This is a genomic window from Rhodovulum kholense, from assembly GCF_003053725.1.
In the GTDB taxonomy this organism is placed as follows: domain Bacteria; phylum Pseudomonadota; class Alphaproteobacteria; order Rhodobacterales; family Rhodobacteraceae; genus Rhodovulum; species Rhodovulum kholense.
The window spans coordinates 1-20,655 of record NZ_QAYC01000019.1; the positions used below are offsets into that span (position 1 = coordinate 1).

The window sequence follows — 20,655 nt, forward strand, 5'->3', positions numbered from 1 at the left end:
CGGGCACGGCGCATTACCAGCAGATCGTTCAGGCGCTGCAGGCCGATTACGGCACCGCGCTCAGCGACCCCATCGCCGCCCACCTCTCCGACGCCGCCACCTCCATCCTCGACTGGTAACGGCACAAAGACCCCGCGGACCTCCCGCGCGGTCACTTTCCAAAGGACAACCCCACCGGCCGCAGCATAAAACTGCGGCCGGTCTTGTCGTGAAACGGCAAACCAAAGGTCTTGGAGTTTCCGGAGGAAAGCAGCGATCATGGGGTTTGGTCACCAGGAGACCCGAGGCTCCGCCAGTCCGGGCAGGGCGCGGAAAGAGGCGACCCCGTCGCCGGCCGATCACGGGCGTCTCGTCATCTATGACGGGCTCAAGCTGCTCGCGGCGCTGGGGGTCGTTCTGTTCCATGCCGGTGTTCCGGGACGAGATGTCTGGTACGCGGGAATGTTCGTTTTCGTGTTCTTTCTCGGCTATGCGCCCGGCCGGCCACAGCCATGGGCTGTGCTTCTGCGGACGCGGGCCCAGCGGTTGCTGCTGCCCTGGCTGACCTGGTGTGGGGTTTACTATATCCTCGGCCTCTATCGCGGGACGGCCTGGATCCCCGGCACGCCGCTCGAGCCGTTCTCGCTGGCCATCGGACCGGCGATCCATCTGTGGTTCCTGCCCTTCGCATTTGTCTGCGGGCTTGTCTTTGCCGTGCTGCGCCCGATCTGGCCGTCCCGTATCGGGTTCAATCTGATCGGTCTGATCCTGCTCCTTGGTGCGGGTTTTGTGCTCAACCAGCGCCTGAGCCTGCCGGCCCCGACAGGGCAATGGCTGGTTTCCCTTCCCATGGCGACCGCAGGGTTCCTGGCCTCGATCCACCGGAGGCCAGCGGAGGTGAGCGCCATTCTTCTGATCTCGATAGCGGTTGCCGGCGCCGGAGTGACGTTCGGGTTCGTCGACGGGGCCCTGCAGACGCTGGTCTCCGCGCCTTTCTGCCTGATCGCGATCCTGTGGCGGGGACGGATCCGGCCGGGCCTGGCCTGGGCCGGGGATCTGGCATTCGGGATCTACCTGATTCACCCCGCAGTATTCTTGCTGCTCTGGAAGCTGACGCCTGCCCTGGGGAAGATGCCCTACGGGTTCGGCCTTGCGGCTTTCGCGGCATCGGCGGCTGTCGTGGCTGGGCTGCGCCTCTGGCCGCCTGCCCGGCGCGTGCTGTAATCCTGCATCCTCTTCGGCAGGGTCGCCTTCGCAGAAGAGAGGCAAAAACGAAACTGGCGGCCCAGAGGGCCGCCAGACTTCAGGATCTGTATCGCAGGATCGCGATCAGGCTTTCGCGGCCTTGCGGCGACGGGCCAGACCCAGACCGCCGAGGGCGGTCCCAAGCAGCAGGACGCCGGCCGGAAGCGGAATCGGCGCGATCTCGATCTTGACGACCATGTCGTCGAAATCGCGGTCATCGGCAGCGCCGCTATCATCGAAATAGGCGTAGACCGTGTTGCCGTTGTAGATCTTGCTGAAGGCGAGCGCGGCGGTTTGCACGAAGGTGCCGTCATTCGACGCCAGAGTACCGCCGCTGGCCAGCGAGGCGAAGGAGAAGTCCAGCGCACCGGCCTCGACGTCCACCGTGTAGCCGGTGCCGAGCGTGTCCTTGTTGGTGACCTCTTTGCCAGCCCCAAGCGAGAAGGCGTAGCTGAGGGCAGAGGCCTCCTTGCCGAGGAAGGTCACGGTCAGCCGCGCCGCCGTGTTGACCAGAAGGCCCGGACCGGGATTGGCGGCATCGAAGGCCGTCAGATCTTCGGTCAGAGTGGCAGCCGTTCCGCTCGGATTGTAGCAGCTGGTATTGCCGTCTTCGCAGGTGTTGTCGTAGTTGCCGACACCGCCGTTGAAGGCGGCAGCGTAACCGGTCCCACCGGCGAAGGACAGGGTTGCCGCGTGCAGAGCGCCCGCAGACAGCGCCAAGGCGGCCGAGGCCGCAAGTGTTTTCAGGATACGCATATTCCCCCTACTCCCCTGAAGAGATATCGGTAAAGTTAAATTAAATCCCTGGGTGAAATCATCCCAGTTGTAGTCACTCTAACAACTTTCCCCTCCGAAAGGAAGCGCTTCTGCCGCAATCCGGGCCTCAGCGCCCCGTTTCGGCCGCCTTGGCGCCACAGCCTGTCCATAATTTCGCCAAAATCCGGCAGTCGTTTCACAAGACAGAACAAAACAGGCCTGTCCGTCATATTGGCCAAATACCGGGCCGTGCACGGGAGCGCGCCGATTCTCGTAAGGCGTCCGGCGGGCCGGGTCATGGGGGATCGGTCCGCTCGTAAAGCTCGGCCGTCCACCACCGTCCTTCCGCCTGCGCGACAAGCCGACCGCGCGCGGCGATCCGGGCGAGCGCCGGGGTGACCTCGTCGCCCGGAGGGGCAGGCGGGCGGATCTGGCGCACGATCAGGAAATAGGGCCGGGTCAGCGGCAGCGCATCGGCCTCGGCCCGCAGCACCCGCACCGATCGGTTGGCCGCGTCGTAGATGATCTTCTCGTCGCCCTTGTTGAAGGCGAAGACGGGCCCGTCGAAGAGGGCGGGATAGTCCCAGCGCAGCGTGTGTTCGACATTCTGCCGGCCGAGGATCAGGTCGGTTTCGGCCGGGTCGATGCGGTCGAAGAAGGCGGCCAGCCGTTCGGGCTCGGAGGGCTGGTAATGGGCCACATAGTCGACGCGCGCGGCAAGAGCCTGGGCCAGCAGCACCAGCGCCGCGACCCCGAGCCGGAGCTGCTGTCCCGGCAGCCCGGCAAGCCCCAGTCCCAGAAGGACGCTGGACAGCATCGCGGGCCAGACCATGGCGCGGGTGATGAAGACCGGCTCGACCAGCCCCAGCAACGCCAGCGCGACCGGCTGGCCGATCACCATCGCCGGAATCAGAAGCCCCGCCGCTCCGCTGCCCCGAAGCCGCCAGAGACCGAACCCAAGCAGCCCCAGCACGACCGGCAGAAGCGGGGCAGGGTAGGGATAGGCATCGCGCATCTGCGAGACCAGTCGGCCGGGGTCGGTCGGCGGGATCCAGAAATCCTTCAGCGTCGTCTCGGCATGGTGCAGCATCGGCAGCACCGCGGGCACCGAGATCAGCGCCAGCGCCAGCCCGGCCAGCACCAGTTGCCCGACAAAGCGCCAGGAGACGAGGCCCGCCATGGCCGACCCCAGCGCCCAGAGGCCAACCAGCATCGGATACAGCACCGAAATCGAATGGGCATAGAAGGCCGAGGCTGCGCCCACCGTCACCCCCGCCCAAAGCAGCACTCGACGGCGGGTCGAAAGCGCGACCGCCCCGGCGCGCTCGGCCGCAGCCAGGGCCGAAAGCGCGGCGAGCGAGCCGAAGATCGAGAAGGTGACCAGCGGGTAATTGCGGATGTCGCGGCCATAAAAGATCGCCAGCGGCGACAGCACCGAAAAGGCCAGCGCCCAGACCGCCGCCCGCCGCCCGCCAAGCCGCCGCGCGAGGACCCAGACGAAGGGCAGGCTCGCCGCATGCAGCAGCCCGCCCAGCGAGCGCAGCGCGAAACGGCTTTCGCCGAAGACCTCGGACCAGGCTTTCAGCAGCATGTAGTAATAGGGCCGGTGGGTATCGGCCCCCCAGAGCCGGCCCCAAAGCTCGGACCAGTCGGCGCGCAGGAACAGCAGCGTCACCTGCTCGTCGCCGGTGAAGCTGTTATTGCCGATCAGGGCCAGCTGGGCCGCCGCCGCGGCAAGGGTGAACAGGACGACCGTCAGGACCTCGGCGGCCCGATCCTTGGCGGGGGAGGCGGCGAACCCTGGCGCCATGCTCAGACCACGGTCGCGACCAGCGCGAGCGCGAAGATCAGCAGCCCGCAGATCTGGCTGACCCGGTCCTTCGCGGCATAGACCACCGGATCGTCATGCATGTTCCCGCGATGGGTGGTCATGATCATCCGGCTGATCCAGTACAGCAATATGAGGCAGATCCCCCAGAGCGCAGCGGGAAAGGAGTAGAGCTTGCTGACCGCGGGCGAGTTCACATAAAGCGCCATGACCAGTACCGAGACATAGCCCGAGGCCACGGCCATCTGCGACACCACCGCGAGATCGCCGACCTGATAGTCCCGCCCCGAGGCGCCAAGCGCGCCGCGGGCGGCGATGTCGACCAGTTCCGCCTGCCGCTTCACCGCTGCCAGCGCGAAGAAGAAGAAGATCGCGAAGGCCAGCAGCCAGACCGACAGCACGATCCCGGTCGCGGCGGCTCCGGCGACGATGCGCAGGGTATAAAGGCAGGCCAGCGCGCAGATATCGACGATCAGGCGGCGCTTGAGATCGAAGGAATAGACCGTGGTCAGCAGGTAATAGACCGCCATGACCCCCAGGAAGGCCGGCCCCAGCGCCGCCGCGATCAGAAAGCCCAGCCCCAGCAGCAGCGGCGCCATCGCCGTGCCATGGGAGATCGGCAGCGCACCGCTGGCCAGCGGACGGTTGCGTTTGCGCGGATGGGCGCGGTCGGCGGCAAGGTCGAGCAGGTCGTTGACGACATAGACGCTCGAGGCCACCAGGCTGAAGGCGACGAAGGCCATCAGGCTTTGCAGCAGCACGCCCGCGTGCAACTGATGGCCGGCCACCATCGGCAGGAAGACCAAGATGTTCTTCAGCCATTGATGCGGACGCAGCGCCCGCAGATAGGGGCGAAGCGGCCGCGTCGCGCCGCCCAGATGCTCGGTCTCGACCCCGAGCGCCTCGACCTGCCACCGCAGCGCCTCGGGCGCGTTGACGGTGATCGCGCGGGCGGCCTCGCGCCAGACCGCCAGATCGGCCGGGCTGTCGCCGATATAGGCGTAGCGGCCCGCCCCGAAGCGCCGGGTCAGGAAGGCGGCCTTTTCGGGACCCTTGAGATTTGTCGTGCCGTCCGAGCCATGCACCTCGTCGAACAGCCCCAGATGGGCGGCGATCCTCTCGGCCGGCCCCTGATCGGTGGCGGTGACCAGCACGGTGCGCCCGCCCGCCGCGCGCCAGGCCCGTACCCGGTCGAGCACGGCCTCGTCATAGGGCAGCGAGGCCGGATCGGGCATGGCGCGCCCGGCCAGCAGGCGCTTGACCGCAGCCCGGCCGCGGGGCAGGGCGGCCGCAACGGCCAGCCCGGCCGTCCAGTCCGCCCGGCAGGCGGCCCAGAGGCTTTCATACAGCATGTCGGAGCGGATCAGAGTTCCATCCAGATCGACCACCAGAACGGTCTGCTCCCGTAAGGTCTGCTGCATGTACCCCTTCCCCCCTCAAATACCTCAAAGACGCCAAAGACCGTGCATGCCGCACTGCGGAAAAACGTCTCTTTCCTAGCAGTACCGGCGCGTTTTGGCCAGCGGTTCGGCCTCTGACAGGACCCTGACGGACGTTCCGGCAGGCCCGGTCAAACCGGTTGCAATCCGGGCAGGGCTGGCCGATACCGGGGCAGACGTTCGAGGACGGAATTCGCCCATGCAGATCGAGCAGACGGCCCTGCCCGGTGTCCTGATCCTGACGCCCGCCCGCCACGGAGATGCGCGCGGCTTCTTTTGCGAAACCTGGAACCGGACGCGTCTGGCCGAGCACGGGATCGAGACCGATTTCGTCCAGGACAATCATTCCTTCTCGCTGACGCGGAACACCCTGCGCGGGCTGCATTTCCAGGCCCCGCCCGATGCCCAGGCCAAGCTGGTGCGCTGCGGGCGCGGCGCGCTCTTCGATGTGGCGGTCGACATCCGCAAGGGCTCGCCCAGCTACGGCCGCTGGGTCGGGGTCGAGCTCAGCTTCGAGAACGGCCGGCAGCTGCTGATCCCCGAAGGGTTCCTGCACGGCTTTGTCACCCTGACCGACGAGACCGAGATCGTCTACAAATGCTCGGACTATTACGCGCCCCAATCGGACGGGGCGGTGCGCTGGGACAGTTGCGGCATCGACTGGCCGCTGTCGGATGCGCCGGTGCTCAGCGCCAAGGACAGTGCCGCTCCGCCGCTGGCGGCGTTCGACAGCCCCTTTACCTGGACCCGATCATGAAGCTTCTCGTCACCGGCGGGGCCGGATTCATCGGCTCGGCCGTCGTGCGCCAGGCGCTGGCCGAAGGGCACGAGGTCGTCAATCTCGATGCGCTGACCTATGCCGCCTGCCTCGAGAACCTGGCCCCGGTCGCAGGCCATCCCGGCTATGCCTTCGTCAAGGCCGACATCCGCGATCAGGCCGTGTTAGAGACTGTTTTCGCCGAACATGCCCCCGATGCGGTGATGCATCTGGCGGCGGAATCCCATGTCGACCGCTCGATCGACGGCCCCGGAGCCTTCATCGAGACCAACGTTCTGGGCACCTATGCGCTGCTGCAGGCGGCGCGCGGCTACTGGGAGGGCAGGGGCCGTCCCGAGAGCTTCCGCTTTCATCACATCTCGACCGACGAGGTCTTCGGGTCGCTGGGGCCCGAGGGCAAGTTCACCGAAACCACGCCCTATGACCCGCGCAGCCCCTATTCGGCCTCGAAAGCCTCGTCCGACCATCTGGTCCGGGCCTGGCACGAGACCTACGGGCTGCCGGTTCTGCTGACCAATTGCTCGAACAATTACGGCCCCTACCACTTCCCCGAAAAGCTGATCCCGGTGGTGATCCTGAACGCGCTGGCGGGCAAGCCGATCCCGGTCTATGGCGCCGGCGAGAACGTGCGCGACTGGCTGTATGTCGAGGATCACGCGGCGGCGCTGCTGCTGGTGGTGCAGAAGGGACAGGTCGGGCGGTCCTATAATATCGGCGGCGAGAACGAGGCCCGCAACATCGACCTGGTGCGCATGATCTGCGCCCTTCTCGACGAGATGAAGCCCGCAAACAGACCCTATTCCAGCCTGATTTCCTTTGTCACCGACCGGCCCGGCCACGATCTGCGCTATGCGATCGACCCGTCCCGGATCCGCGAGGAACTGGGCTGGCGGCCCTCGGTCACGCTGGAGGAGGGGCTGCGCCGCACCGTGCGCTGGTATCTCGACAACGAGACCTGGTGGCGGCCGCTGCTGGACCGCGACGGGGTCGGACGGAGGTTGGGCGCATGAGCCTTCTGGTTTTCGGATCGACCGGGCAGGTGGCCCGCGAATTGCGCGTCCGGGCGCCCGGGGCACGGTTTCTCTCGCGCGCCGAGGCGGATCTGACCGATCCCCGGGCCTGTGCCGCGGCGATCGCCGCCAGCGGCGCCGAGGCGGTGATCAACGCCGCCGCCTATACCGCCGTCGACCGCGCGGAAGAGGAAGCGGACCTGGCCACCACGATCAACGCGGCCGCCCCCGCGGCGATGGCCTGGGCCTGTGCCAAGGCGGGCATCCCCTTCGTCCATCTGTCCTCCGACTATGTCTTCGACGGCTCGGGCGATGCGCCCCGCGAAATCGATGCCGCGACCGGCCCCCTGGGGGCCTATGGCCGCAGCAAGCTGCTGGGCGAGGAGGCCGTGCGCGAGGCGGGGCGGGCGTTCGTCATCCTGCGCACCTCCTGGGTGTTCTCGGCGCATGGATCGAATTTCGTCAAGACCATGCTGCGTCTGGGGGCCGAGCGCGCGCAGCTGAAGATCGTGGCCGATCAGGTGGGCGGGCCGACCGCGGCGGGCGATATCGCCGAGGCCTGCCTGAGGATCGCGGCGCATCTGCAGGAGACGCCCGAACATCGCGGCACCTTTCATTTCGCGGGCGCCCCGGATGTCTCCTGGGCCGATTTCGCCCGCGAGATCTTCCGGCAGGCGGGACTGTCGACAGAGGTCGAGGACATCCCCTCCAGCGCCTATCCGACACCGGCCAGACGGCCTGCCAATTCCCGGCTCGACTGCACCGGCACCGAGGTCGTCTTCGGCATTCCCCGACCCGACTGGCGCCAGAGCCTGGCCCGGGTCCTTTCCGAGCTGAAGGCAGCGAAGGCATGAGCAACCGCAAGGGCATCATTCTGGCGGGGGGCTCGGGCACCCGGCTTTACCCGATCACCATGGGCGTCTCGAAGCAGCTGCTGCCGCTTTATGACAAGCCGATGATCTATTATCCGCTCAGCGTCCTGATGCTGGCGGGCATCCGCGAGATCGCGGTGATCACCACCCCCGAGGATCAGGCCCAGTTCCAGCGGCTGATGGGCGATGGGGCGAAATGGGGATTGACGCTCACCTGGATCACCCAGCCCTCGCCCGACGGGCTGGCCCAGGCCTACCTGCTGGCCGAGGATTTTCTTGATGGCGCGCCCTCTGCGATGGTGCTGGGCGACAACATCTTCTTCGGTCATGGCCTGCCCGAGATCCTGGCCCGGGCCGATGCCCGCCCCGAGGGCGGCACGGTTTTCGGCTATCAGGTGGCCGACCCCGAACGCTATGGCGTGGTCAGCTTCGACGCCAGCGGCACGAAGGCCGTCGAGATCGTGGAAAAGCCCGAGCATCCGGCCTCGGACTATGCGGTGACGGGGCTTTACTTCCTTGACGGCAGTGCGCCCCAGCGTGCCCGCCGGATCGCGCCCTCGGCCCGGGGCGAGCTGGAAATCACCTCGCTTCTGGAAACCTATCTCGCCGAAGGCAACCTCACGGTCGAGAAGATGGGCCGGGGCTATGCCTGGCTCGACACCGGCACCCATGCGAGCCTGCTCGATGCGGGCAATTTCGTACGCACCCTGCAGGACCGGCAGGGGCTGCAGATCAGCGCGCCCGAAGAGATTGCCTATCGTCAGGGCTGGATCGACCGCGCGGCGCTGCTGGCCCATGCCGCCTTCTTCGGCAAGACCCGCTACGGCGCCTTCCTCGCCCGGCTGGCCGAAGAGGGCTAGCGCGCCGCCCTCAACGCCTCCAGCAACGCCCTTGCCTGGGCGCGATAGTCGAACCGGGCCAGGGCCGTCTTCCGGGCCGCCGCCCCGATCCGGGCGCGCAGGTCCGGGTCGGCGGCGAGGCGGCCAAGGGCCGCGGCAATTGCGGTTTCGTCGCGTTGTGGCACCAGAAACCCGTCGACCCCGTCCTCGATCATGTCGGGCGTGCCGCCGATCGCCGAGACCACGGTGGGCAGGCCGGCCGCCATCGCCTCCATCACCGTGACCGGCGCGGCCTCGCCCGCCCCGAACGAGGTCAGCGCCAGCACATCGGCCGAATGCAGAAGCCCGATCACCTCGGCTTCGGAAAGCGGGCCAAGGAACCGGGCCTCGTCCTGCAGCCCGAGGCGCGCGACATGGGCCTCGAGCGCCGCGCGCTCGGGCCCGTCCCCGGCCATGCGATAGCGGATCGCCACGCCCTCGGTCTTGAGCCGGGCCATCGCATTCAGCAGATGGACATGGCCCTTGGTATGGTTGAGCCGGGCCACCGTCACCACCTCGAGGGGGGCGCCTTCCGGGCGCGGGGCGGGCTTTGCGGCCGGGCGGAAGCGGTCGGCATCGACCCCCATCCAGATCACCGGGGCCGGAGTGCCGGGGCTGACCGCCGCGATCTGCGCGGCCAGCGGCCGGGTCACTGCCGCGACGAAACGGGCGCGGGCCATCTTGGCGGCGTGATCGGTGCCATAGACCGGCAGGTCGCCATGCAGGGTCAGGCTGTAGGACAGATCGTCGAGAATGGCGGCCAGGGCGCCCAGATGCGCGGCGGTGGCGCAGGAATGGATATGGACATGGTCTAGCCGCTCGCGCCGACAGATCCGACCAAGCGCCGAGGCCGATCCGAGCAGCCCCAGAAGCGGCAACCGCCGGTGCCAGGGCGTTTCCGACAGGCCGAGCACATAGGCCAGCGCGCGCAGCGTCCGGACCGGCCGTCTTGCCAGCCGCACCACCGCCCCGAGCGGGGGCGGAAACAGATAGACGGTGCGCGCGGCCGCGGCGGCCGCGAAATCATGCGGGCAGGCACCGGGTACCGGGCGCCGGGTCGAGACCGTTTGCACCCGCAGCCCGGCCTCTTCGAGGGCCTGGATCTCGCGCCAGAAGAAGGCATGGGTCTGGCCCGGAAATTCGGGCACCAGATAGGCGATTGCCGTCGGGGTCATCCTGCGCACCTGCATTGCACCGGATCCGTCTTAGCCGCCCCCGCCCTGAAAGGCGAGCCGGTGGCTTGGGCAGGGCCTGTTTGGCCGCTGCGTTTTCGGGCAAAGACCGCGGGTCCGGCCGGGCTTTTGACCCGCTCCGGCTTTGCGCTGGACAAGAGGACGGCCTTTGCCGAATAACATGCCTCTTGGCGAACCGCGGCCCCGATCCGGCGGAAATCGGAAGATGCCCCGTGACTGCGACAGTGACTGCGAATTCGACGTCAAGGACGACTGCCGCCGGAATGCCGATCGAATCCCTGCGTGTCGTGGCTGTGCTGCTTCTGGTGGCCTATCACGTGATCGGAGCCGGACCCGAAGCCGGGCTCAATGTCGAATATCCTCATCCGCTGCGGCTTTTCGCAGAATTCCTGGTCGATGCGAGGATGCCGCTTTTCGCTTTCGTGGCGGGCTTCGTCTATGCCTTCCGGCCGCCGACGCTGGCCGATTACGGCGGGTTTCTCACCGGCAAGGTCCGGCGGCTGATCATCCCGGGCTGGATCGCGGCGCTGCTGTTCTCGCTGGCGGGGATGGCAGTCGACAATGTCTACAGCCTGACCACCCAGGGCCCGATCCGGGTGATGTTCTACCATTACGCCCATTACTGGTTCCTGCAGTCGATCATGGTGATCTTCGTGGTCTTCGGTCTGGTCGATGCCCTGCTGCGCCACCGCCATACCGCGCTGCTGTTTCTCGGCGCCGTGGCGATGACGCTTGAGGGGATCAGTCTGCGCACCAGTTTCCTGTCGATCGGCGGAGCCTTCTATCTGCTGCCCTATTTCCTGTTCGGAACGCTCTGTCACCGCCACGCCGATCAGTTGCTGCAATACCGGGTCTGGCTGGCGGCGCTGGCCCTGGCCGCGGTTCTTGCGGCGGGCTGGTGGAACATCGATCTCTATCTCGAAACCGGGCGGCTTTCAGGCTATCGCGGCGATCTGCAAAGCCTCGGCTTCGGGCTCGGCATCGCGCTGGCGATGCTGCTGATGATGCCCCGGGTCGCCTGGCTCGACGCGCTCAGGCCGTTTTCCTTCACGATCTATCTTTATCACGTGCTGGCCACCTCGGCGACGCGCCGGGCGCTGCAGGCGCTTGACGTCACCGATGTCTGGGTGCTGTTCGCCTGCGGCCTGACCACCGGGCTGCTGGTGCCGGTGCTGCTGCATCTCGCGATCGACCGCATCCCGCCGCTGCGCCAGCCGGTCCTGGGAATTCGGCGCCGCCGCCGGCCGAAGCCGACGGCGGCCCGGACCGGGATCGAACCGCAGGCCTGACCGGATCCGGGCCGCGGTCCGATATTCACAAAGTCATTTTCATATGATTTCGAGCCGGAAATCTGGCACGATCCCCAACACGAATTTTAAAAGACCTTTTTTCAAGGAGGAATGAAGTGCCGTCATGGCCACCACACGCGTTCAATGGCTCGATGCCGCCAAGGGTATCGCGATCATGCTTGTCGTCTGTCACCATACCCTGTTGTATCTCGGGTTTCTCGATATCCGCTTCCTGCCCTATTAGGAGGCCAACGGCGTCATCGCACTGATCCGGATGCCGCTGTTCTTCTTCTGCGCCGGGATCACCGCCTCTTTCGCCGTGCATCGCGCGCCGCGAACCTTCTGGCACAAGCGGTTGCTGCCGATGGTCTGGGTCCTGGCGATCGTCACCGCGCTTGCCCCGCTGCTGATCCGGCTGAACGGTTTCGCCGTGATCGCCGTCTTTCCGGGATTGGCCGTGCTTTGACATGGCGGCCTGCTGCGCCACGAGAGAACGCTGATTTACCCCAAGGACATCCAGGCGATCCTGAACAACGCGCCGTTCTACATGGCGGGGCGTTATTTCGCGCCGCGGGTCATCGCGCTGCTCGCCCACCCGCGCCGGTTGCGGCTGGTTCTGGCCGGGGCGGTCTTTGCCGGGCTGGTTCTGGCCGCCGCGCTGATGCCCGCGACTGGTGAAATCCTCGGCAAAGCGGCGCGCTTTGTCGGCGTGGCCCTGGCCGCCGAGATCGCACGGATGGGCGCGCCCAGCCGGATCTTTTCAGCTATCGGGGCCCGGTCGCTCGAGATCTTCCTCGGCCATCAGTTCTTCATTGCGGGTGCTGGGGTGATGATCGTCGCGCTTGGCGGACCCGGCGTCGCCACCGGGATCGTGCTGACCCCCGCCATCTCGCTTGTCGCGGTTGCCGGATCGGTCGCGCTGAGGGAGGTGCTCGGTGCTGCGCGGATGGATTTCATCTATGCGCCGCCGCCGCCGCTCGCCCACCATCCGTCCCGGGGCGCGGTCGGGGCGGCGCAGGGGTAGGGAGTCTCAGCGGCCGTCTTCGGCCGCAGGCCCATCCCGGAAAAGCGCTGCCAGCCGAAGCGCTTCAGCCCGGATGTCGAACCCGGCGCGCACCCGGTCCCGGCCGGCCGCGCCCATGCGCGCCGCGCCGTCCGGATCGGCCAGGACCGCCCCGATCGCCGCGGTCAGGGCGGCCGCGCTGCCCGGGTCGACGACACGGCCCGAGACCCCGTCCTCGACCAGTTCGGGGATCCCGGCGATCCGGGTCGCGATCACCGGAAGGCCCGCGGCCATCGCCTCCATCAGCACCACCGGCACCCCCTCGGCAAAGCTCGGCAGCACGAAAAGATCGGCCCGGGCCAGCGCCCCGGCCACCTCATCCTGCGACCGGTATCCGGCGAAGACAACGCGATCCCCCAGCCCGAGCCGCGCCGCCTCGGCCTCGATCCGGGCGCGTTCCGGCCCGTCGCCGATGAGGGTCAGCCGCGCTTCGGGATGCGCCGCGCCGAGCCGTGCCATCGCCTCGAGCAGAAGCGGTACGCCCTTCACCGCGGCAAGCCGCCCCACGAACAGCAATTCGCGTGCCGTGGCGGGGCCGGTCGCGGGCGCCGGATCGCGGCGATAGCGTTCGGGCTCGACCCCGCAATGCACGATGACCAGTTTCGGCCAGTCGGCGGGCCGGGCATGGATCATCCCCTGGCTGCGGCAGAAATGGCTGATGCAGGCGACAAAGCGGGCGCGGCGGATCTTTTCATCGAGCCGCCAGCCCACGGGGTCGAGGAAATCGGCCGGGCCGTGCAGGGTAAAGCTGAAGGGCAGCCCGGCCAGTTCGGCGGCCAGCATGGCGACGGTGGCGCTGGCCTGGGCGAAATGGTTGTGCAGATGGGTCGCGCCCGCGCGCCGCAGATGGCCCTCGAGGATCAGCGCCTCGGCCAGGTAGAAAAGCTGGTACAGCGCGCCCCGCGGCCCCGGCCGCCGGGCCTGCCAGGCCAGCCGCAGCACTCTGGAAAACACCCCGGGCCGCCGCAGCGCCGTCAGCAGGGCGCGGGCCAGCGATCCCGGCCGCCGGGCGGCGTCGAGCACGTAGAAGGTACTGGCGGCGGCCGCCTTCTCGGCCGGTCCGCGATGATGTTCGGGGCCGGTGCGGCGGATCGAGGCGGTGATCACCTCAAGCCCGTGGCCGCGCAGCGCCTCGATCTCGCGCAGGATGAACGTATGGGAAACGGCGGGATATTCGCCCGTCAGATAGGCGATGCGGACAGTGTCGGTCATTTCAGCGTGAAGATCGTCGTGTTGATGCGCGGCGCCCGGGCCCCAAGGAGCCGGGTCGTCGCCTTCATGAGATAGATCCTCTGCGTCGCGTCTCTGGGCGGCGGGGGCACGAAGCGGGGGGCGGGGTCCGTTCCCGTCCGCTCCGCGATCTGCCGCAAGAGCGCCTGCATGGCCTCGCGGTCGAACAGCGTGCGGTGATCGATGGCCACACGATCCCGGCCGGGCCAGAACGCCCTGAACCGGTCCAGGCCATCGCCGAAGCGGGACAGGATCTGGTCCGGTGTCGCCCCGTGCCAGCGGGCCAGGGATCGCACGATCTCGGTCTGGTCGCGCTCGATGGTGATGACGAGGGCACCCTCGAAAAGCGTCCTCAGCCGGTCTTCGGCAAACGGCCCGCCAGGCATGGTGAAGGGGTAATGCGTCTTGACGACATAGCCTGCCTGCGGGTCGACCGGCATCTGGCCGCGCCGCAGGTGCTGATCGAGATCGATATAAAGCGGACGGTTCCGGTAGGCGGGCAGGTTGTTCAGCAGAAGGTCGATCATGACATGCGTGCCGGACCGCATCGGGGTCGCCACCACGATGCACCGCCGTCCATGATGCCCGATCTCGCCCGGAGGCGAGACGACCCTCCCGTTGGAGAACGGCAAGATCCGGCGTCCAAGGAAATTGGCGAATGTGTGGAAAGACGGCAAAGACATGTCGGGAACCCGCACCAGAGACATTGCCCCGTTATGCATGACTTCAGCCTGTAACTCATCCACATTGTCCCGGTGCCGTAAACCTTTCGTGGGCCGCAGATTCCCACCCCAAAACGCGCCGATTGTGCCATACTGACGGCGGGAATGCTGGGAAGCGCGATGTACATAAGTAACGTCCGGACGAGGCTGCGGGATTCCGTCATAGAGCGCGTGCCGCCATCGATCATGCGGCACGTCATGCCGGCGATGCCGTCGGCATCGCCCTTCATTCCGGCGATCCTCGAGGCCCGGCTGATCTTCGTGCATGTGCCCAAGGTGGCCGGGACCAGCGTGAAGACCGAATTCTACGGCAAGCCGGGGGGAGGTCATCGCCGGATCATCGAATTCGCGGCCCATGATCCGGAGCGCACCGACGCCTTCTTCAAGTTCTCCTTCGTGCGCAACCCCTGGGACCGGCTCCTGTCGGCCCATGCCTATCTGACCGATGGCAGCAAGGCGACCGGCCGTGACCGCCGCTTTGCCAACGAGGTGCTGGCCCTGCATCCCGGCTTCGAGAATTTCGTTCTGGCGCTCGAAGATCCGGGCTTCCGGCGCCGGGTGATGGCCTACGACCATTTCCGGACCCAGGCCTACTGGCTTTGCATGCCCGGCGCCCGCGATCACGCGATGGATTTCCTCGGCCGGTTCGAACGCTTCGACGAGGACATGGAAGCCCTGCGCCACCGGCTCGACCGCGCATCCCGCCCGGCGGGCCGCACGCGTCCGTCGAAACACCCGCCCTATCGCGACGCCTATTCGGTACGGATGCGCGACATCGCGGGCGATATCTATGCCCGCGATGTCACCTTGTTCGGTTATGCCTTCTGAAGCCCGCTCCGGCGCGAACGCCTGTCCGGGACTCAGCCCAGCATGATCCGGCCGCTGCCGGCGGTGACGGTCAGGTTTACGCCCTTGGCCGAGACCACGACCGTGGCATCGAGACCCGGACCGATCTTGCCGCTCACGCCGCCGAAGCGTCCGGTCACGTTGTCGGCCGAGACCAGCGTGTAGCTACCCGGCGTCACCCCGGTCAGATCAAGCGCGAGCGCCGCGCCCCCCAGAGCCACCGTCGAGACGACATCGGGCACCGTGGTGCCGTTCACACCAGACCGGAATTCGCGGATCGTAGCCAACTGGCCGTTCTCGGCCACGAAGCTCAGCACTGCCCCGCTTTCGAAGCTCAGCCGGGCCTGCGCCCCGCCGGTCCCGTCGAACCCGACGCGCGGGCCGCCGCCGACGATCTCCATTTTCCGGCCGGACCTGACCGTCATCGCGGCGGCGCCATAAGCACAGAGGAACTCGGCCTTGCCGTGCGGATCGGTCGAGCCGTCCACATGGATATCTGCCGATCCCGAGAAGGTGCCGGTATTGGCGAACCGACCCCCCTTGACCGTCACCGCCAGCGGCGCCGCGCCCTGATAGCCCTTGATCCAGATCTGGCCGCTTTCGTCGGTAGTAAGCGCCCCGCCTCCGCTGCAGACCGGCGCAGCCGAGACGTTCAACCGTCCGTTCACCGCCTGCAGATGCCCGCCCACGCCGAGATCGAGATCGGCCACGGTCAGGGTGTGGTCCTGGAAGAACACCTTGTGCCCGTTGAGCTTCACGGTATCGCCCGCGAAGCTGCCCGGGATCAGGTCGCCGCCCCAGTTGTTGGGATTGTCCCAGCGGCAGCCGTCCTCGGCCAGATCCGGCACGAAGGAACAGGCCGCGGCTTTCGTCCGCCAGGTCGGCGCGATTCCCACAGGGGCCTGCATGAAGGCGATGAAACTGCGCACCAGTGCCTTGATCTCGGGGCCCTGATGCTCGCGGAGCCACCAGTAGATGTCCATGATGTCGGTCGTGGTGTCGGGGGCGTTGCCCCGCTGCGCATCGTACCAGCGGAAGATCGTGGCATCGTTGACATTGCTCAGGTCGATGCCGTCGGGATTGTAGGTTTGCGATCCCCAATGGGCTAGCGTCTGCCGCTCCCGCCCTCTGAAGTTCTCGAAGATCCCACCCGGGCCAAATTCTTCCTCGCGATAGATCAGCCCGTCCTTGCGAGTATGGATATCTCCGTTCCAATCGCTGACCAGTCGGCCCTCGCCGACCGGATCGTTCGGGTTGAGATCGTGCAGCACGAGGAACCGGTCGAAAGCCACTAACGGCGCGCCGACCTTGACACCCTCGCTGAGCGCATTCCCCGCATTGGGTCCATCGAGATAGCCCGCATGGGTCACCACCACATCCTGCCCGAGCGACCGGTGGCCATCCGCGTAATCCGGGTAGACCGGATCCGCGTAGTTGTCGAAAAGACCCTGTCCGAACGAAAACACCTGATTGCCCCAGGCGAAGGCGCAGTTGCGCATCACCGCGCCGCCTCGCAACTGGACCAGCGACCCGCCCGACCCGAAGACGAAGTTGTCGCGCATCAGGATATGACGGGTAAAACTGTCGAAATAGATCGGGTGCGTCAGCAAGTTGGGACCGGGGGTTGCAAAGCCGTTCAGGCCCCATCTGGAGTCCGACCCGATCTGTTCGTAGCCATAGGCGTCATCCTTGCTCGGGACGCCGTCGGGTCCGAAGGTGTTGAGGTATTCCGGGCCGGCACCGCCCCAGGCGACGAAATTCCCCTGGATCATGATCCCGTTCGAGCCCCCGCCAGGCTTGATGCAGGACGGACGGTAGTTGCCTTTCCAGAAGGACGGATTTGCCGGGTCCAACCCGGACGTATCGAAAGCCTGGGGAAGGATGCTGTTCCGGACCGTGAAACGGGCTGGGTATGTCCCATCATTTCCATAGAAGTAGACGCTGCCGAGGATGGCGCAGTCCTCGATGATGACATTGGACCCGGCAGCACTTTCAACGCCGGCCCCCATCGGGAATTCGAGACCGCGCATGACGAGCCCGTGCATCTTGATCGAGCCGTTGAATTTCGCGAGCCCCAAGATCGGACGGGGTCCTGTTCCCCAGGCAAGGACGGCATGCGGATGCAGCAATCCGCGGCCTCCGACCATCGCGCTGCCCTTGTTGCTGCTATAGTCGTAACCGCGCTCGTAGTGGATATGCACGGTCTCGAAGCCGTGGGCGCTGGCAAGCTGGGCGACGATGTCCTTGGCGTCATCCGGCATGAGAGGCTTGGCCTGCGACCCGAAATAGGTCGTCGGATTGTGGCTCACGGCATGACCGAGGACGTCACCGCCGCCCGGTGTCAGCTGCGCGGCGATGTAATCGTCCACGCGGTTTGCCATGAGCCAGGAGCCGACCTCGGCAACCACGGCCGCCTTGTCATAAGCGCTGGCCGAGAGGCTGACATAGATGTCGGCATGGGTCTCGCCGGGCTCCAGAACGGTCTCGTCGTTGCTGTCGACCGCCAGCTTGATCCCGCGCCCGCAGGACCAGCCGCACAGCGTCTTGTGCCGGATCGGCGTGACCGTCACCGCCATGGTCACCGGCGCCTTGCCGCTCTCGCTGACAAGCAGGTCGAAGCCGAAGGGCGTTCCGGTCCGGGCCGCCACTACTTCCCCGATCGCTGTCTCTTGGTCGACGAGATTGATCAGGATATCGGTCCCCGACAGCGAGACATGGCCAAGACCGGGTTGGCTGGCGATCTCGACACCGGAAATCTGCCCCAGGGTCGAAAGCGGAATCCGCGAGACCACCCCTGCCTCGGCTTCGAGCGCAAGCACCGACGGCAAGCCGCCACTTCCGCCTTCATGCCCGCCCGGCACCGCCCAGTCGGTCCGGGACACCTCGACCAGCGAGGTCGAGGTGCCGGATCGGCGCAGCGCGAACCCGACGGTCGACCCAGAGGTCGGTCCCTTAATGTCGAACTTTGCCATCAGGAAATACTCCATTTCGCAGAAACATGGGCCTGCGCCGGGGCTTGGGTAGAGATGTCGGCATCGAGGAAGGCCTCGCAGAACGCCCCGGCGAGCCGTTGTCCGCCGAACCGGAAGAGGTATGTCGTCGTCGCGTCGACCGCCGCCACATAGGGTAGGCTGGCCACCTGCATACCGTCCACAAAACACTGGGCCGTGCCTGTATTGCCCAGATCCGCCACGATCTGGAAGACGTGGAGGCCCGCGTAGGGCCCCGACGCCAGGTCCGCCGACGTCCCGCCAAGGCTCAGACGCCCGTTGAATTGCGTGGCGTTATAGGCGCTGAGGAAGAACCCGGTCGATCCGCCCGTGCAGTTGATCAGGGAATCGTTGAAGTGGTCGACGGCGCCGATGCCGGCCACCATCGTCAGGACCCAGTTTCCCGAGGCCGGGAACAGCGCACCGTTCCGGATGAAATGATCGACGGCCCCGTCCATGACGACGGTGTTGAGCCCGTTCACATCGCGGGCCGCAACGCCGGTTGTCCCGGTCCCGGTCAGATGCGCGGTGCCGATCTTGTCGGCGATCTGGCTGACCGCGCCCCCGGCATGGGTGATGGTCGCCTCGTCCGAGGCATCCCACCAGGCCACCGCACTGGCCGAGCTTTGCGGACTGTAGCCGGAACTCACGGGGCTCGAAATCCGCGCCGTGCTTACCGGTGCCGACAGCCCGCCCGAACCGGTCTGCTGTACCAGATAGACCGTTGCCGAAATCGGCTCGGCCAGTCCCGAGATCGTCAGCGTCTGCGCCCCCGCCGCCAAGACCGGCTTCGAGCCGCGATAGGGGGCCGCAAGCACGGTACCGTCCGCGCCGGTCCCGGCCGCGATCTGCGCGGCCGAAGGTGCAGCCCCGCCGGTGACCACATGGAAGATCGTGCCCTCGCCCCGGTCGGTCGACAGGGTGACGGTGATCTGCCCCGCCGCGCTGCGCGTCCCCGACACAGCGCTCAGAACGGCTGCCGCCTCGCCGATCCTGACAGCGGGCGAGACGGCCGTGACAGGTGCCGCCGCCCCGGACTGGGTGCCAGTCTCGATGTATTGCAGGTCGGTCCCGGCATCGGCCGCAGCCACCGTATGAGTGGACCCGCTTTCGCCGGCAAGGACGGTCCCGTTCCGCCGCCATCCCGGGCTGACCGACAAGGCACCCAGCGCCTGCTGATAGATCCACAGGAACGGCGTTGCGCTCAGCACCGCGCCGACCGCGGGCGTGCCCGACAGCGCCGGCTGCACAAGGCAGACCGGACCGGTTTCGAGCGCGGCCAGATCGAGGTTGAAACTGCCCGCATAGACCATGGGCTGGGACAGCACGAACTCGACCGTCGACCGGGCCCCGTCGGCATAGCTGACACCGAAGGTGCCGTCGCCATTATCCTGAGCCTGGAAGTTCAGCGCCACCACAACCGGGCTGGCCGCGCTGTCGCGGGTGACCGGGCTGCCGCCGCTCGGGGTTTCGATCTGGCGCACCTTGATCCGCTGGCCGATATCGGCCGCCTTCAGCTCGTAGCTGGACCCGGTCGCCCCGGAAATCGCCACACTGCCGCGATACCATTGCCAGGTCCGGACCGAGGGTCCGCCCGAAACCGATCCCGGCGTCGCTGTCAGGGTATTGCCTTCGACCGCGGCGGCGGTGCCCAGCACCGGCGCGCTGTCGATCGACAGCACCGGCGCCGGCGCAGTGCGGGTCTTGATGTCCGACCAGGCGCCGATCCCCAGCGCATTGACCGCCCGGATCTGGATATCGCCATAGCTCGACAGCGCGAAATCGGTCACGCCGCCCCGGCTCTGGTCGGGACCGCCGTCGATGCGGTAGCGGATATTGGTGATCGGGACATTGCCGTCATCGGGCAGGGCGGCGATCCGCACACCGGTCGCGTCGACGCTCCAGTCGGCGGCGGCAAAGGCCTGGGGCACATTGCCGAGCCGGGCCGTGACCGGCGCCGACAGCACCACCCCGCCCGAGCTTTCGGCCCGGACCTGCAGGCGCAGTTCGCCCTCCCGGCCCCAGGCGGTCTCGCCCGGGCTGTTCCAGGACAGACCGTCGATTTCTGCCCGACGATCCTCGCCGTCCAGCGCGAAACCGGCCACGGTCAGGGTCGCCGGGGCCACATCGACCGTGCCCAGAGCAAAGCCCACCGTTGCGCCGACCTGGTAAAGCGGACCGTCGAAGGCGGGGGGAGTGACGAAGACCGGCGCCGCGGCCCGGATCGGCACCGACAGGCTGTAGGTGCGGCCCGCCGCCCGGGCGGTCACGTAAAGCCGGCCGGGCGCCTCGAAGAGGCCGGTATCGGCGCTGCCGAACTCCTGTGGCGAGGCGGCGGTGCCGAACTCCGCACCGCCCGCCGTCGCCCCCCAGGACAGGCTTTGAATCGGAAACCCGTCCGAGAAAGCGGCGGTGATCCCGCTTGCGCTTCCCGGCCGGGCCGCACCGTCGATTAGGCCCGTCAGCGTCAGCGACCGGTTGACCGATCGCTGGCTGCTGTCCTGGCCCGAGCCGATGCTGATGCTGAGCCCCATCAT

General features: G+C 67.1%; 17 protein-coding genes. 9 read left to right on the forward strand and 8 right to left on the reverse strand.

The window, feature by feature from the left end; genetic code table 11:
- Positions 1-258: 258 nt before the first annotated feature.
- Positions 259-1,203: an acyltransferase family protein gene (locus C8N38_RS18005; RefSeq protein ID WP_108028528.1), complete on the forward strand. Its 945-nt coding sequence runs from the start codon at positions 259-261 to the stop codon at positions 1,201-1,203.
- 105 nt (positions 1,204-1,308) lie between these two features.
- Here C8N38_RS18005 and C8N38_RS18010 read toward each other — a convergent pair whose 3' ends face one another.
- The 3 genes from C8N38_RS18010 to C8N38_RS18020 all read right to left on the reverse strand — a co-directional run bounded on the left by C8N38_RS18010 (position 1,309) and on the right by C8N38_RS18020 (position 5,229).
- Positions 1,309-1,980, reverse strand: coding sequence for a VPLPA-CTERM sorting domain-containing protein (locus C8N38_RS18010; protein ID WP_108028529.1), 672 nt, complete (start codon positions 1,978-1,980; stop codon positions 1,309-1,311).
- Positions 1,981-2,275: 295 nt separating this feature from the next.
- Positions 2,276-3,790, reverse strand: coding sequence for a glycosyltransferase family 39 protein (locus C8N38_RS18015; protein WP_108028530.1), 1,515 nt, complete (start codon positions 3,788-3,790; stop codon positions 2,276-2,278).
- Between the two features lie 2 nt (positions 3,791-3,792).
- A complete protein-coding gene (locus tag C8N38_RS18020; protein WP_108028531.1) occupies positions 3,793-5,229 on the reverse strand; it encodes a UbiA family prenyltransferase in 1,437 nt (478 codons plus the stop codon).
- 217 nt (positions 5,230-5,446) lie between these two features.
- Between C8N38_RS18020 and rfbC the strand changes: the two genes are divergently transcribed.
- Genes rfbC through rfbA form a run of 4 tightly spaced genes read left to right on the forward strand, consistent with a single transcriptional unit; the run spans position 5,447 to position 8,767 of the window.
- Positions 5,447-6,004: a dTDP-4-dehydrorhamnose 3,5-epimerase gene (rfbC, locus tag C8N38_RS18025; RefSeq protein ID WP_108028532.1), complete on the forward strand. Its 558-nt coding sequence runs from the start codon at positions 5,447-5,449 to the stop codon at positions 6,002-6,004.
- Positions 6,001-7,035, forward strand: a complete 1,035-nt coding sequence (gene rfbB, locus C8N38_RS18030; RefSeq protein ID WP_108028533.1) for a dTDP-glucose 4,6-dehydratase — start codon at positions 6,001-6,003, stop codon at positions 7,033-7,035. Before rfbC ends, rfbB begins: the two co-directional genes overlap by 4 nt.
- Complete coding sequence (gene rfbD, locus C8N38_RS18035) at positions 7,032-7,889, forward strand: dTDP-4-dehydrorhamnose reductase (protein ID WP_108028534.1); 858 nt, start codon at positions 7,032-7,034, stop codon at positions 7,887-7,889. Before rfbB ends, rfbD begins: the two co-directional genes overlap by 4 nt.
- Entirely contained in the window at positions 7,886-8,767 is an 882-nt protein-coding gene (gene rfbA / locus C8N38_RS18040; RefSeq protein WP_108028535.1) for a glucose-1-phosphate thymidylyltransferase RfbA, read from the forward strand. Before rfbD ends, rfbA begins: the two co-directional genes overlap by 4 nt.
- Here the strand turns inward: rfbA and epsE are convergent.
- Entirely contained in the window at positions 8,764-9,960 is a 1,197-nt protein-coding gene (gene epsE, locus C8N38_RS18045; RefSeq protein ID WP_158272381.1) for an exopolysaccharide biosynthesis GT4 family glycosyltransferase EpsE, read from the reverse strand. The genes rfbA and epsE overlap by 4 nt on opposite strands.
- Before the next feature lie 281 nt (positions 9,961-10,241).
- Between epsE and C8N38_RS18050 the strand changes: the two genes are divergently transcribed.
- The 3 genes from C8N38_RS18050 to C8N38_RS18060 all read left to right on the forward strand — a co-directional run bounded on the left by C8N38_RS18050 (position 10,242) and on the right by C8N38_RS18060 (position 12,291).
- The gene (locus C8N38_RS18050) at positions 10,242-11,267 is read left to right on the forward strand and encodes an acyltransferase family protein (protein ID WP_108028537.1); all 1,026 of its coding nucleotides are present in this window, start codon (positions 10,242-10,244) and stop codon (positions 11,265-11,267) included.
- 274 nt (positions 11,268-11,541) lie between these two features.
- Positions 11,542-11,733 (forward strand): hypothetical protein, encoded by a 192-nt coding sequence (locus C8N38_RS18055; RefSeq protein ID WP_108028538.1) that lies wholly within the window; start codon positions 11,542-11,544, stop codon positions 11,731-11,733.
- An 81-nt stretch (positions 11,734-11,814) separates the two neighbouring features.
- Positions 11,815-12,291: a hypothetical protein gene (locus tag C8N38_RS18060; protein WP_108028539.1), complete on the forward strand. Its 477-nt coding sequence runs from the start codon at positions 11,815-11,817 to the stop codon at positions 12,289-12,291.
- Between the two features lie 6 nt (positions 12,292-12,297).
- On the opposite strand, the gene C8N38_RS18065 is transcribed toward C8N38_RS18060, so the two are convergent.
- Positions 12,298-13,542 (reverse strand): glycosyltransferase, encoded by a 1,245-nt coding sequence (locus tag C8N38_RS18065; protein ID WP_108028540.1) that lies wholly within the window; start codon positions 13,540-13,542, stop codon positions 12,298-12,300.
- Complete coding sequence (locus C8N38_RS18070; RefSeq protein WP_146176307.1) at positions 13,539-14,087, reverse strand: hypothetical protein; 549 nt, start codon at positions 14,085-14,087, stop codon at positions 13,539-13,541. Before C8N38_RS18070 ends, C8N38_RS18065 begins: the two co-directional genes overlap by 4 nt.
- Positions 14,088-14,480: 393 nt before the next feature.
- Here C8N38_RS18070 and C8N38_RS18075 point away from each other — a divergent pair, with 393 nt between their 5' ends.
- Positions 14,481-15,110 (forward strand): sulfotransferase family 2 domain-containing protein, encoded by a 630-nt coding sequence (locus tag C8N38_RS18075; protein WP_158272382.1) that lies wholly within the window; start codon positions 14,481-14,483, stop codon positions 15,108-15,110.
- Between the two features lie 32 nt (positions 15,111-15,142).
- Here C8N38_RS18075 and C8N38_RS18080 read toward each other — a convergent pair whose 3' ends face one another.
- Positions 15,143-18,100 (reverse strand): hypothetical protein, encoded by a 2,958-nt coding sequence (locus C8N38_RS18080; RefSeq protein ID WP_108028543.1) that lies wholly within the window; start codon positions 18,098-18,100, stop codon positions 15,143-15,145.
- On the reverse strand, positions 18,100-20,655 hold the full coding sequence (locus tag C8N38_RS18085; protein ID WP_108028544.1) for a hypothetical protein: 2,556 nt from the start codon (positions 20,653-20,655) through the stop codon (positions 18,100-18,102). The genes C8N38_RS18080 and C8N38_RS18085 overlap by 1 nt, the downstream gene beginning before the upstream one ends.

Coding starts and splice junctions, on each gene's coding strand:
- rfbA (WP_108028535.1), top strand. CDS start 7,886: ATGAGCAACCGCAAGGGCATCATTCTGGCGGGGGGCTCGGGCACCCGG.
- C8N38_RS18005 (WP_108028528.1), top strand. CDS start 259: ATGGGGTTTGGTCACCAGGAGACCCGAGGCTCCGCCAGTCCGGGCAGG.
- C8N38_RS18020 (WP_108028531.1), bottom strand. CDS start 5,229: ATGCAGCAGACCTTACGGGAGCAGACCGTTCTGGTGGTCGATCTGGAT.
- C8N38_RS18070 (WP_146176307.1), bottom strand. CDS start 14,087: ATGATCGACCTTCTGCTGAACAACCTGCCCGCCTACCGGAACCGTCCG.
- C8N38_RS18080 (WP_108028543.1), bottom strand. CDS start 18,100: ATGGCAAAGTTCGACATTAAGGGACCGACCTCTGGGTCGACCGTCGGG.
- C8N38_RS18050 (WP_108028537.1), top strand. CDS start 10,242: ATGCCGATCGAATCCCTGCGTGTCGTGGCTGTGCTGCTTCTGGTGGCC.
- rfbC (WP_108028532.1), top strand. CDS start 5,447: ATGCAGATCGAGCAGACGGCCCTGCCCGGTGTCCTGATCCTGACGCCC.
- C8N38_RS18055 (WP_108028538.1), top strand. CDS start 11,542: ATGCCGCTGTTCTTCTTCTGCGCCGGGATCACCGCCTCTTTCGCCGTG.
- epsE (WP_158272381.1), bottom strand. CDS start 9,960: ATGACCCCGACGGCAATCGCCTATCTGGTGCCCGAATTTCCGGGCCAG.
- C8N38_RS18010 (WP_108028529.1), bottom strand. CDS start 1,980: ATGCGTATCCTGAAAACACTTGCGGCCTCGGCCGCCTTGGCGCTGTCT.
- rfbD (WP_108028534.1), top strand. CDS start 7,032: ATGAGCCTTCTGGTTTTCGGATCGACCGGGCAGGTGGCCCGCGAATTG.
- C8N38_RS18065 (WP_108028540.1), bottom strand. CDS start 13,542: ATGACCGACACTGTCCGCATCGCCTATCTGACGGGCGAATATCCCGCC.
- rfbB (WP_108028533.1), top strand. CDS start 6,001: ATGAAGCTTCTCGTCACCGGCGGGGCCGGATTCATCGGCTCGGCCGTC.
- C8N38_RS18060 (WP_108028539.1), top strand. CDS start 11,815: ATGGCGGGGCGTTATTTCGCGCCGCGGGTCATCGCGCTGCTCGCCCAC.
- C8N38_RS18085 (WP_108028544.1), bottom strand. CDS start 20,655: ATGATGGGGCTCAGCATCAGCATCGGCTCGGGCCAGGACAGCAGCCAG.
- C8N38_RS18015 (WP_108028530.1), bottom strand. CDS start 3,790: ATGGCGCCAGGGTTCGCCGCCTCCCCCGCCAAGGATCGGGCCGCCGAG.
- C8N38_RS18075 (WP_158272382.1), top strand. CDS start 14,481: ATGCCGGCGATGCCGTCGGCATCGCCCTTCATTCCGGCGATCCTCGAG.